This is a genomic window from Streptococcus cristatus (assembly GCF_003943465.1).
Classification (GTDB): domain Bacteria; phylum Bacillota; class Bacilli; order Lactobacillales; family Streptococcaceae; genus Streptococcus; species Streptococcus cristatus_C.
The window spans coordinates 18,812-29,467 of sequence record NZ_RJPR01000016.1; the positions used below are offsets into that span (position 1 = coordinate 18,812).

Sequence of the window (10,656 nt, forward strand, 5' to 3'; positions counted from 1 at the left end):
CTTTTATATTTTTTAAATGTACCCCATTAGTTTACTCCTAATAAAGTTAATAGTCAATTATTTTGTGATATTGTAAGCGTTTTTCGCACTTTTCTTTTAAATTTAAAATAAAACTTGAATAAAGGTGCTTTTCAAACATTTATCCTATGGAAATCCAAGCAAAAATGAGATTGGGACAGAAATCGGTAATTCGTTAGAATTCGATTTCGTCGTCCCACCTCCGCACAGTTGAGTAGGGCTGTAAAAGCTGATGAAATAAGCGTAATAGAGCCCACTCAACCACTGCGTCTTGCTCGACAATCCAAAGACAATTAAGAGGCTAGGACTTTTGTCCCAGCCTCATATCTGTTCCATTTGAGGTAAAAAAATCGTGAAGCGCATCCACCTATTCTCAACTGCTTCAAAGCGATAAGTGAGATGGTGCTTTTCTAAAATCTGCTGCACGATAAAGAGACCCAATCCCGTACCACCATCTTTGCGATTGCGACTGTAGTCTGGGCGATAAAATGGCTGGAAAATCTGCTGGATCTGTGAGTCATCCAGCACTCGCTCAGCTTCATTTTCTACAATTAATAGCCCATCTTCTAAACGAACCAAGATTTCTCCGCCTTCTACTGTATAATGGAAGGCATTATCAATCAGATTTTTAATAGCTTTCAGTAAATAGGTCTTATTTCCTCGAACTTTTGTTTCTGAAAGTTGGATATTAAATTGATAATGCTTGAGGTCAGCCAGAACCTTGTATGTACTGATATTTGCTTCAAGCAGCTCTTTGAGAGAGAAGATTTCTCGCTCTGTCTCCATGGTCATTTCTAGCTTTGAAATGGCTAGGATAGACTGAACTAAGCCTGATTGCTCTTCCAATATTTCGCGGCACTTCTGCAGGTATTTGTCCCGATCTTTAAAATCACCCACTCCATAAATCATCCCGTCAATCATTCCCATCATGCTAGTGATGGGGGTCTTGAGTTCGTGGGAAGTCATTCGAAGAAATTCTGCCTTTTCGCGCTCGCTTTCTGCGACTTTCTCATTTTCTAATCGCAGAGCTTCCATACTAGCTAGGAGGTTGGCATATAAGTGATTGATATCCTGAGCCAGATCGGCAATCTCGTCATGCCCTTTCACCTGACAGGAAACGTCTGGAAGCAGGCTCGTCATTTGCCGAGTGCTAGAGGAGATATCCTTAATTCGCTGACTGGAGGTCCGACTATAGAGATAGGCAGCAAGCCCTCCCAGACTCAACGACAAAAATAATACAAAAGGATAGAGATTAAGCAAGATCCGACTGGCATCCGAAACGGGTTGCAGAGAATATTCCCCTCGCAGGACTACTTCTTTTCCGTCCGACGTCTGAAAGCTTTCTGACAGAGTCTTGCTTTCGTAATTACTATTGGCAATGGTCGGAACAATCGTCAGCTGGAGAGAGCTTTCTCCATTCGTTTCAAGTGCTGGATAAAGAATCGTATTGTCTTTTGCCAGCAAGGTGAACCAGATCTGATTGCTTTTTTTGCTATAATTGCTCAAGAGCTCACTGATTTCTTGGCTGGACTTCCCTTTGACCTGCTTGGCTACCTGAGCAAACTCACGCTGGGCTTCTCCTCCCTTGACCTGCTGGTAATAAACCGGCATGGCAAAATAGAGAGTGGATAGAACAATCGTCACAACGACAAAGATGATGAAAGTCGTCAAGAGGAAGTTCTTTTTGACAATCTTCACGTGTCTTCTCCTCCAAGCTGATAGCCCATACCTGTGATGGTTTTTAGAGGGATACCTGGAATTTTCTTACGAATATTCTTGATGTGATTGTCCAGCACCCGACTATCTAGCTCACTGTAGCCCCAAATGGTATTCATGAGCTGATCGCGGGTCACTAAATGATCCTTTCTCTTGGCTAGAGCCTGCAAGATCTCATACTCTTTCTTGGTCAGAGGCATCTTTTCTTCCTGCCAGTAAACGGTACAGTCATCGATAGAGACGGTCAAATCACCAACAGTAATCTCTGACGCAACCGTATTTCGTCGCAGAATATTCTCAATCCGTTTAACTAAGATCAGTGGTGAGAAAGGCTTGGTCACGTAGTCACTGATGAGGTGGTTAAAGCTGACCAGCTGAGTGTACTCATCATCTAGCGCCGTCAGGATCATGACCGGAATCTGAGAAGTCTTGCGAATTTCCTTGAGGACATCCAGTCCACTCATGGTTGGCAACATCATGTCTAAAATAACTAAGTCAAAAGACTCTGCTTCAAATTGAAGCAAAGCCTCGCCTCCATCAAAGACTGGTGTAACTGCATAGTTACTTTCTTTTAAAAATTCACAAATGACTTGATTGATCGTAGTATCGTCTTCCACTACTAAAATCTTGTGCATATATGCTTGATTCTCCTTTATTTATTCAAATCGCAGGGCTTCAATTGGATCCAGCTTGGATGCTTTCACGGCTGGCAAGAGCCCAAATACTACTCCTATTATACAACAAAAGAGCAAACTTACAAAGACAGAAAAGAGGGATAAAATATAAGGATAGGCCAAAGACTGGGTAATAGCAAAACCAGAGGCGATACCTGCTACCACACCAATAATTCCTCCCATCAGAGTCAGGATGACAGCTTCGATCAGGAACTGCTTGAGAATGATCTTTCTCCGAGCTCCCAGAGCCTTTTTAATCCCGATTTCACGTGTCCGCTCTGTCACTGAGACCAGCATGATATTCATAACCCCAATACCTCCGACTAAAAGGGAGATGCTGGCAATACCCGCTAGCAAGACAAAGTTAGACTGGTTGAGGTTATCCAATTGGCGTTCAAATTCTTGCAGATTTAGTACACCAAACATATAGTCTGACTGAGGCATCTGCTGATTGAGGTAATCACTAACTTTTTTGGCTACCTTCTTCAAATCATCGGCTTTGTGGGTCTGGACAGTGACTTCTGGACTGACATTGATGGTATCAAAAATCCGATGCCACTGTTGCAGGGGAATATAGGCCACCTTTTCCGAACCAGAGGTTAAGCCACTCTGCTCAGTCGACTCAAAGACGCCGATAACTTTAAAAGGATTGCCCTTGACTTCTACGTACTTACCGATACCGTCTCCCTTAGGAAAGAGGGTATCATAAAGAGACTTTTCTAGGTAGGTTACTTGCTCTTGATTTTTGAAGGCTTCAGAGTCAAAGCCCTCCCCTTCCAACAGTCGTTGCTGCTTGATGTCAGCTACCGACTGGGAAACTGCCTGAACCTTGCTAGATGACTTTTGACTGAGATAGTAAATCTTTTCGTCCGCCCCATAGGTCATCAAAGCATTTTTAACTCCAGGAATTTCCTTGATTTTGGACAAGACATCCTCTCCCATGAAGGGAATGTAGGAAGGCTTCTGAGCTTGGGATTTTTCTGGAATAGAGGGATCGATGGCGCTTTTCTTATCGTAGACGACTTTGATGGTATTATTGCTACCACCGATCAGCTGACGTTTTGTATTTTCCGTATTTCCTTCAATGATGGAAAAGATAGCAATAATAGCGCCAATCCCGATGATAATCCCCAACATGGTCAACATAGAGCGCATTTTGTGGGACAGGATGGAGTTTAGAGCTACAAAAATATCTTCCATATAGCCCCCTTCTATCCTAATGCCCGAGTCTCTATATTACCGTCTCGCAAGACAACCGTTTGCTTGCAAAGCTGAGCCACTTCTGGCTCGTGGGTAATGATGACAATAGTTTTGCCTTGTTCATTAAATTGCTTAAACAGCTCCATGATCTGAACACTGGTCTTGGTATCCAGCGCCCCAGTCGGCTCGTCTCCCAAGATAAAGCTGGGATTGGTCACCAGGGCACGCGCAATGGCTACCCGTTGCTTTTGACCACCGGACAACTCCATAGGCTTGAAGTCGCTTCTCTCTTCCAGACCGACCAGTCGCAGCATTTCCAAAGCGCGCTCGCGTCTCTCTTTTTTAGGAACTTTCATGTAAGTCAGAGGCAGTTCAACATTTTGACAAGCTGTCAGCTTGGGCATGAGGTTGAAATTCTGGAAAACAAAGCCAATCTTCTGGTTACGCAAATCAGATAGTTGGTTGTCGGACAGGTCAGAGACGTCAGTCCCTTCGATATGATAAGAACCTGCGCTAGCCTTGTCCAAACAGCCGATAATGTTCATCAAAGTGGACTTACCTGATCCAGACGGCCCCATAATCGCTAGAAAATCCCCCTCTTTCACATGCAAATCAATTCCTTTCAAAATCGGAAATTCCTGACTGCCCTGTTGATAAGATTTGTGGATGTTCTTAAGCTTTAACATTCTGTCCCACCTCCATTCCGTCTTTCATGCCTTCTCTAGGCGTCGAAATGGTATCCTTCATAGTCAGACCTTCTGTAATCTCTACCAAACGGTCAGAGACTTTCTTGGTCTTGACTTCCTTCATTTTCACCTTTTTACCCTCTACCTTCCAGACATAGGTCTTGCCATTTTTACTGAAAGTATAGGCCTTGTTGACGACTACCTTGCCGGCTTCAGGAGCATTTTCTACGACATTCACATAAGAATGGGAGCCTACAAGTGGCATTTCACCGCCTTGGTCCAGCTCGACAGTATAAGGATACTTGCCTTGGTTGGGATTTTCCTGTTGTTTATTTCCACCATTGCTATTTCCAGTATTTGCAGTTGTCAAGGTGCCGACTTGCGTCACGGTACCACTCCAGCGTTTCTTAGGATCCTTGCGATCCACAACATCTACTCTCTGGCCCACGCTCAGCTTCTCACGGTCAAATTCACTAACGCTCCCTTTGATCAGAGTTTTGGACTTATCCATGATTTCGATAAAGGTTTCTTCTTCCTTTTTAGCCTTGGACTGAGTTGGAAGATCTTCGTTCATAGAGGTAATGGTTCCCGCTGTATCAGCCGTCACGGTGTCATATTTCATGCGGTCTGATTCCGTCTGAGCTGTCACCTGAGCCTTTTCAGCCTCAATCTGAGCATTCGTTACTTCATTGTCAGCAGTCTTAGCGTCACTTAGCGCTTGAGCCAGCTCGTCTTCAGCAGATTTTATCTGATCTAACAAAGACTCATCCTTACTAGAATTGTATTTATTCTTAAGAGTATTGAGATTAGCTAGCTTCCGATTATACGTTTCCCATTTGATAGATGCGCTAGTTTGAGCGGCCGTAATGCTATTGGCCTTAGCTTGAGCATCATACTGAGCAGACTGGGCTGTCAATTCCTGAGAGGTCACATAGGAAAAGAGGGGCTGACCTTGTGTAACAGTATCGCCATTTTTAACAAATACTTCTTTAACTTCACCTTTTGATGGGTCAATCTTGACCTTACTACTATTGTTAGCAACTACTTCTCCAGATAAAACTAGGCTTGTTTTTTTACTGTTATTAACAGCATCTTGGACCGTCAGTGAATCAATCTTATTATCGACCATTTTCATGGCTTGTTGTTGATCAACCTGATGAAGAAGTACATAGCCTCCCAACCCTGCACAAGCAAGAATGACCGTGCTTCCCAATAGAATGGTTTTACGATTCATTTTTTTTATTTGAAACATATTGCCTCCAACCTACAAGTTCTAACTTTTATTTATCAGTTGATTCAGATTCATCTGTTGGTAATTCTTCTCCATCCGCTGGGATTTGAATCACGTTTCCGTCCGGCATGGTATACTCTGTCACTTCCTTGCCGTCTACTGTTTTCGTTTTTTGATCAACAGCATCTTTCTTAAAATCTACTTTTTTCCCATCACTAATTTCTTTATTGTCAGCATTCTTAGAACCGCATGCAGCTAGGAAAAAGACAGACATTCCGATAAGAGTTACAAGCATAGCGAATTTTTTTACGTTCATTTGATTTCTCCTTTGTTTTAGAAAACAGGAATTTTGAGCTTTCCTGATCGTATTTGTTTTTTTGAACAATTCCATTCTATCAAAGTGGTCTATCCCCTTCCTACCCACCATCTGTTTTTTATCTATTTTTTTATAAAATGTGAGATTTTCCTATAGATACAGGACTTTTCCTATCCAAACAGCTTCTTAAGTCGTTTTATGGTATAATAGATTGATTTTAAAAGAATGAGGTGGAAACATGACTCAAACAGTTTATTTTGGAACATACACCCGACGAGATTCCCAAGGGATTTATAAGGCAGATTTTGACACTGAAAAGGGACAACTCTCAAACTTAGAATTAGTAGCCGAAGAACCAAGCCCTACTTATCTAGCCTTTGACCAAGCTGGGCATCTTTACACCGTTGGCGCAAAAGATGGACGAGGTGGGATTGCTGCCTATGACCAAGAAGGGCAGCTGCTCAATCACGTGGTTGAAGAAGGCGCGCCGCTTTGCTATGTTGCTGTAGATAACGAAAGAGGACTTGTCTACGGGGCCAACTACCACAAGGGACAAGTGCTGGTCTACAAGCAGCAAGAAGATGGCAGTCTAAAACTGGCTGATTCAGACACCCATGTCGGGCAAGGACCTCACGCCAATCAAGCCTCTGCCCATGTCCACTATGCTGACTTGACTCCCGATCAATATCTGATTACTTGTGACCTCGGAACAGATCAAGTCACTACCTACGATGTGACGGAAGACGGACAACTGAACAAATTGGCCACCTACACATGTGCTGCTGGGGCCGGGGCACGCCACATTGTCTTTCATAGCCACTATAAAATTGCTTACCTTATCTGCGAACTAAATTCTACTATCGAAGTATTGATTTATGACGGCGTTGGTCAGTTTGAACACCTGCAAACCATCTCAACTCTCCCAGAAGGATTTGAAGATTTTAACGGCACTGCAGCCATCCGCCTCTCTGCCGACGGAAAATTCCTCTATGGCTCTAACCGCGGCCATGACTCAATAGCTGTTTATCAAATTCTAGCTGATGGAAGTCTACAGCTCGTTGAAATCACGCCAACAAAGGGTAAAAATCCGCGCGATTTCAATATCACACCTGACCAAAACTACCTCATCGCTGTCCACCAAGATTCGGACAATGCAACTGTCTTCAAACGCGATCCTGAAACAGGTCGATTAACAGAAATCTCTCATGATTTCTATGTGCCAGAAGCTGTCTGCGTGACCTTCCAATAATCAAAAGAATTATCAAAGGAGCATTTAAAATGAATCCAGTGGAATTGTTTAACCAAGTCAAAGAATTGATCGAAAAGAAAGATTTTGATGCAGCTAAGAAATTTGTCGAAGACCACAAAGATGAGCTAGGCGAATACTTAGACAAGGCAAAAGATTTAGTAGCAAATTCAAAAGGTCTCAACGACGTCATCAACAAAGTTAAGTCTATTTTCTAAAATCTTAATTAAAAAAAGCTGTTAGATGAAAATCCAACAGCTTTTTTATTTGATCGAGCCTTATTTAGTCCATTTCCGATTCATAAAATCCTCTAATTCTTCCAATCGCTCCCTTGTCAAAGGTTGAGCAAGAAAAACGTCCTTATCGACATCTTTGTCCTTATTAAAATCATGTAAGTCAACCTTTTCATAAACCATCTTATTTGCATAAGCAAGTTGACCATTTACATAGGTCATAATTTCTATATCACTCTCACTAAAAAATGCTCCATAATAATCTTCCCGAACCACTACTGTCTGCCCTTTTTCCTCAAGATAGGAATAATGGGTCACTGGAACATAAACTCTAAAAATATAGCCAAGAATAGGAGAAACTGCCAATAGAAACAAGCCTAAAGCAAGAGCAGGGTAAAGAAGCCACCTATATCTTTTTACCAATAAATAGGAAACAAGAAACAAAAAGGGAAAAGAAAACCATGGGCTGAACTGAGGATACCAGAATATACTGGTGATTGTAAGAAATAAAAGAACCACCAAAAGCGCCAGAGAGCATGATTTGTGTTTATAAGCCAAAAAGAGGCCTATAAATAAAACAGTTATAGCTAGCCATCCCTTGCTTAGAATATACAGTATAAAATAAAGCATCCCAAAAATCTCCCCTTATTTATTAAAAATCCCTTGAGTTAGCCTCAAGGGATTTGCTTCATTCCATTAGAAGGAATTATTTTTTCAAGTTGTAGAATGATTTCAATCCACGGTATTCAGCAACTTCACCAAGTTGGTCTTCGATACGAAGCAATTGGTTGTATTTAGCAATACGGTCTGTACGTGAAAGTGAACCAGTCTTGATTTGTCCTGCGTTAGTTGCAACAGCGATATCAGCGATTGTTGAATCTTCAGTTTCACCTGAACGGTGTGATACAACGGCAGTGTAACCAGCTTCTTTCGCCATTTCAATAGCATCGAATGTTTCAGTAAGAGTACCGATTTGGTTAACTTTGATAAGGATTGAGTTAGCAGCGCCTTCTGCGATACCTTTTTCAAGGTAAGAAGTGTTTGTTACGAAGAAGTCGTCACCAACCAATTGAACTTTACCACCAAGACGTTCAGTAAGAGCTTTCCAACCGTCCCAGTCGTTTTCGTCCATACCATCTTCGATAGTGATGATTGGATATTTGTTTACCAATTCTTCAAGGTAGTCAATTTGTTCTGCAGCAGTACGTACAGCAGCTCCTTCACCTTCGAATTTAGTGTAGTCGTATACTTTACGTTCTTTATCGTAGAATTCTGATGATGCACAGTCAAATCCGATAAATACATCTTTACCTGGAACATAACCAGCAGCTTCGATAGCAGCGATGATAGTTTCTACGCCATCTTCAGTTCCTTCGAAACGAGGAGCAAATCCACCTTCGTCACCAACAGCAGTTTCCAAACCACGAGATTTAAGGATTTTCTTAAGAGCGTGGAAGATTTCAGCACCCCAACGAAGAGCTTCTTTGAATGATGGTGCACCAGCAGGTACGATCATGAATTCTTGGAAAGCGATTGGAGCGTCTGAGTGAGAACCACCATTGATGATGTTCATCATTGGAGTTGGAAGAACTTTAGTGTTGAATCCACCAAGGTAGCTGTAAAGTGGGATTTCAAGGTAGTCAGCAGCAGCACGAGCTACAGCGATAGACACACCAAGAATTGCGTTCGCACCCAATTTACCTTTGTTTGGAGTACCGTCCAAAGCGATCATTGCACGGTCGATAGCTTGTTGGTCACGTACATCGTAACCGATAATAGCTTCAGCGATAACGTTGTTCACGTTGTCAACTGCTTTTTGTGTACCAAGACCGCCGTAACGAGATTTGTCACCATCACGAAGTTCAACTGCTTCGTGTTCACCAGTAGAAGCTCCTGAAGGAACCATACCACGTCCGAAAGCACCTGATTCAGTATAAACTTCTACTTCAAGTGTTGGGTTACCGCGTGAGTCGAGGACTTCGCGAGCGTAAACATCAGTAATAATTGACATTTTGACTCTCCTTATTGTTTAAAATTATTTACTAGTCTATGATACCTCAAAAGCGCTTTTTTTTCAAGGAAAAACAGCAGCTTTGCGTGAAAAATCACAAATTTTGAAATGCAATCGGTTACATCCTATCTTTTTCTTAATGGTTTGAAAATAAGAAATCATTTATTTATGATATACTAGAAATATGACAGATCTAAATAACATTATCATGGAAAAATCTCAGGGGAATGCTAAGCTCAATCCTGATGAACAGCGCAAATTTCTGGAAACTTTTGAAGAGCGGGTGATTGCTTACTGCTCTATTTCGGATGCCAATTCCTCGCTTCTAAAACAGCATTTTAAAGAAATAGTTGAGAAGATCACTGAAAGCTACCATCCCGTCACAGTCAAAATATCGCCTGAAATCATATCCAGTCAGCAGGTTTTCTACCTAAAAACCGCCAAAGACTTAGGCTGTGAGGCCACCATTGTCTCCGCTTTTTGCCAATCCTCTCCTTTTGGCTTGGTAATCCATAGCGATCATCCTGTGACCATAGAAGAAAAGGACTTGAGCAAGCAATTTGCTGACGTCCTCCACCCAGCAGAGAGTAAACCATCTCCCCGCAAAAAAACTTCCCTTTGGAAAAAAATGTTTCATGAATGACAAATTTAGAGAAATTATTTACCTTTTTCGAGGCGGAAAATCAGCGTGACTGGGACATTTATCAAACTTTTTTAGACGAGCATGTCGTCTGGGAGCTGCATGGAGAATCCCCAGAAATCATTCAGGGAAAAGAAGCCTACCTCCACAGGATACAGGAGGCCTATCAGAACAGTTCCGCACAGTTTTGTTGCCAATACTATCACAGCAATGCCGAGCAAAGTCGGATTCTAACAATTTTGGTCAATGACCACGGAGACCTTTCCTGCGATCTATTTGAATTTGCAAACGGCTTAATCGTCAAAGAAATCGAATATTTACTGAAAAAGAGGCTGGGACAAAAGTCCTAGCCTCTTAATTGTCTTTGGATTGTCGAGCAAGACGCAGTGGTTGAGCGGGCTCTACTACGCTGATTTCATCAGCTTTTACAGCCCTGCTCAACTGTGCGGAGGTGGGACGACGAAATCGAATTCTAACGAATTACCGATTTCTTATACGAAAACTCAAAAGAGCGCAAAAAGACTCCCCTTGTGATATAATGAAAGTGAAAAAATTGTATTAGGCTACTGGCTCGTCTCTAGTAGCCTTTTTTGTAGCACAAACTCCTGATAAGTGAGATTTTCTTTCAAAAGGATATAAGCTATTTTAAGAAGTTGATGTGCGAGTGCAATAGTTGCTTTTTGCG

Annotated in this window: 12 protein-coding genes; 4 read left to right on the forward strand and 8 right to left on the reverse strand. The window is 42.0% G+C overall.

Features of this window, described 5'->3' with window-relative positions:
* Positions 1-339 precede the first annotated feature (339 nt).
* The 6 genes from D8793_RS11185 to D8793_RS11210 are packed head-to-tail and all read right to left on the reverse strand — an operon-like array spanning position 340 to position 5,841.
* A complete protein-coding gene (locus tag D8793_RS11185) occupies positions 340-1,716 on the reverse strand; it encodes a sensor histidine kinase (protein WP_125372256.1) in 1,377 nt (458 codons plus the stop codon).
* Positions 1,713-2,369 carry a response regulator transcription factor gene (locus D8793_RS11190; protein ID WP_045496783.1) on the reverse strand — a complete coding sequence of 219 codons (657 nt, stop codon included), beginning with the start codon at positions 2,367-2,369 and terminating at the stop codon, positions 1,713-1,715. Before D8793_RS11190 ends, D8793_RS11185 begins: the two co-directional genes overlap by 4 nt.
* Before the next feature lie 21 nt (positions 2,370-2,390).
* Complete coding sequence (locus tag D8793_RS11195; RefSeq protein ID WP_048764025.1) at positions 2,391-3,608, reverse strand: ABC transporter permease; 1,218 nt, start codon at positions 3,606-3,608, stop codon at positions 2,391-2,393.
* An 11-nt stretch (positions 3,609-3,619) separates the two neighbouring features.
* Positions 3,620-4,294, reverse strand: a complete 675-nt coding sequence (locus D8793_RS11200; protein ID WP_005589728.1) for an ABC transporter ATP-binding protein — start codon at positions 4,292-4,294, stop codon at positions 3,620-3,622.
* On the reverse strand, positions 4,281-5,546 hold the full coding sequence (locus D8793_RS11205) for an efflux RND transporter periplasmic adaptor subunit (RefSeq protein ID WP_125372258.1): 1,266 nt from the start codon (positions 5,544-5,546) through the stop codon (positions 4,281-4,283). Before D8793_RS11205 ends, D8793_RS11200 begins: the two co-directional genes overlap by 14 nt.
* A 28-nt stretch (positions 5,547-5,574) precedes the next feature.
* Positions 5,575-5,841, reverse strand: coding sequence for a hypothetical protein (locus tag D8793_RS11210; RefSeq protein ID WP_005592220.1), 267 nt, complete (start codon positions 5,839-5,841; stop codon positions 5,575-5,577).
* 238 nt (positions 5,842-6,079) lie between these two features.
* Here D8793_RS11210 and D8793_RS11215 point away from each other — a divergent pair, with 238 nt between their 5' ends.
* Both D8793_RS11215 and D8793_RS11220 read left to right on the forward strand, forming a co-directional pair.
* The gene (locus tag D8793_RS11215; protein WP_125372260.1) at positions 6,080-7,090 is read left to right on the forward strand and encodes a lactonase family protein; all 1,011 of its coding nucleotides are present in this window, start codon (positions 6,080-6,082) and stop codon (positions 7,088-7,090) included.
* A gap of 29 nt (positions 7,091-7,119) precedes the next feature.
* The gene (locus D8793_RS11220) at positions 7,120-7,305 is read left to right on the forward strand and encodes a hypothetical protein (protein ID WP_005589722.1); all 186 of its coding nucleotides are present in this window, start codon (positions 7,120-7,122) and stop codon (positions 7,303-7,305) included.
* Positions 7,306-7,365: 60 nt separating this feature from the next.
* Here D8793_RS11220 and D8793_RS11225 read toward each other — a convergent pair whose 3' ends face one another.
* Complete coding sequence (locus D8793_RS11225; RefSeq protein WP_125372262.1) at positions 7,366-7,950, reverse strand: hypothetical protein; 585 nt, start codon at positions 7,948-7,950, stop codon at positions 7,366-7,368.
* 76 nt (positions 7,951-8,026) lie between these two features.
* Positions 8,027-9,331, reverse strand: coding sequence for a surface-displayed alpha-enolase (gene eno / locus D8793_RS11230; protein WP_015604660.1), 1,305 nt, complete (start codon positions 9,329-9,331; stop codon positions 8,027-8,029).
* Between the two features lie 184 nt (positions 9,332-9,515).
* Here eno and D8793_RS11235 point away from each other — a divergent pair, with 184 nt between their 5' ends.
* Together D8793_RS11235 and D8793_RS11240 are read left to right on the forward strand one after the other, a co-directional pair.
* The gene (locus tag D8793_RS11235) at positions 9,516-9,974 is read left to right on the forward strand and encodes a DUF1694 domain-containing protein (protein ID WP_125372265.1); all 459 of its coding nucleotides are present in this window, start codon (positions 9,516-9,518) and stop codon (positions 9,972-9,974) included.
* Positions 9,971-10,321, forward strand: coding sequence for a nuclear transport factor 2-like protein (locus D8793_RS11240; protein ID WP_125372267.1), 351 nt, complete (start codon positions 9,971-9,973; stop codon positions 10,319-10,321). The genes D8793_RS11235 and D8793_RS11240 overlap by 4 nt, the downstream gene beginning before the upstream one ends.
* Positions 10,322-10,656: the final 335 nt, after the last annotated feature.

Bases quoted from the DNA above. Each gene is read 5' to 3' on its own strand.
- D8793_RS11190 (WP_045496783.1), bottom strand. From the start codon at position 2,369: ATGCACAAGATTTTAGTAGTGGAAGACGATACTACGATCAATCAAGTC.
- D8793_RS11240 (WP_125372267.1), top strand. From the start codon at position 9,971: ATGACAAATTTAGAGAAATTATTTACCTTTTTCGAGGCGGAAAATCAG.
- eno (WP_015604660.1), bottom strand. From the start codon at position 9,331: ATGTCAATTATTACTGATGTTTACGCTCGCGAAGTCCTCGACTCACGC.
- D8793_RS11200 (WP_005589728.1), bottom strand. From the start codon at position 4,294: ATGTTAAAGCTTAAGAACATCCACAAATCTTATCAACAGGGCAGTCAG.
- D8793_RS11215 (WP_125372260.1), top strand. From the start codon at position 6,080: ATGACTCAAACAGTTTATTTTGGAACATACACCCGACGAGATTCCCAA.
- D8793_RS11210 (WP_005592220.1), bottom strand. From the start codon at position 5,841: ATGAACGTAAAAAAATTCGCTATGCTTGTAACTCTTATCGGAATGTCT.
- D8793_RS11205 (WP_125372258.1), bottom strand. From the start codon at position 5,546: ATGTTTCAAATAAAAAAAATGAATCGTAAAACCATTCTATTGGGAAGC.
- D8793_RS11225 (WP_125372262.1), bottom strand. From the start codon at position 7,950: ATGCTTTATTTTATACTGTATATTCTAAGCAAGGGATGGCTAGCTATA.
- D8793_RS11235 (WP_125372265.1), top strand. From the start codon at position 9,516: ATGACAGATCTAAATAACATTATCATGGAAAAATCTCAGGGGAATGCT.
- D8793_RS11195 (WP_048764025.1), bottom strand. From the start codon at position 3,608: ATGGAAGATATTTTTGTAGCTCTAAACTCCATCCTGTCCCACAAAATG.
- D8793_RS11220 (WP_005589722.1), top strand. From the start codon at position 7,120: ATGAATCCAGTGGAATTGTTTAACCAAGTCAAAGAATTGATCGAAAAG.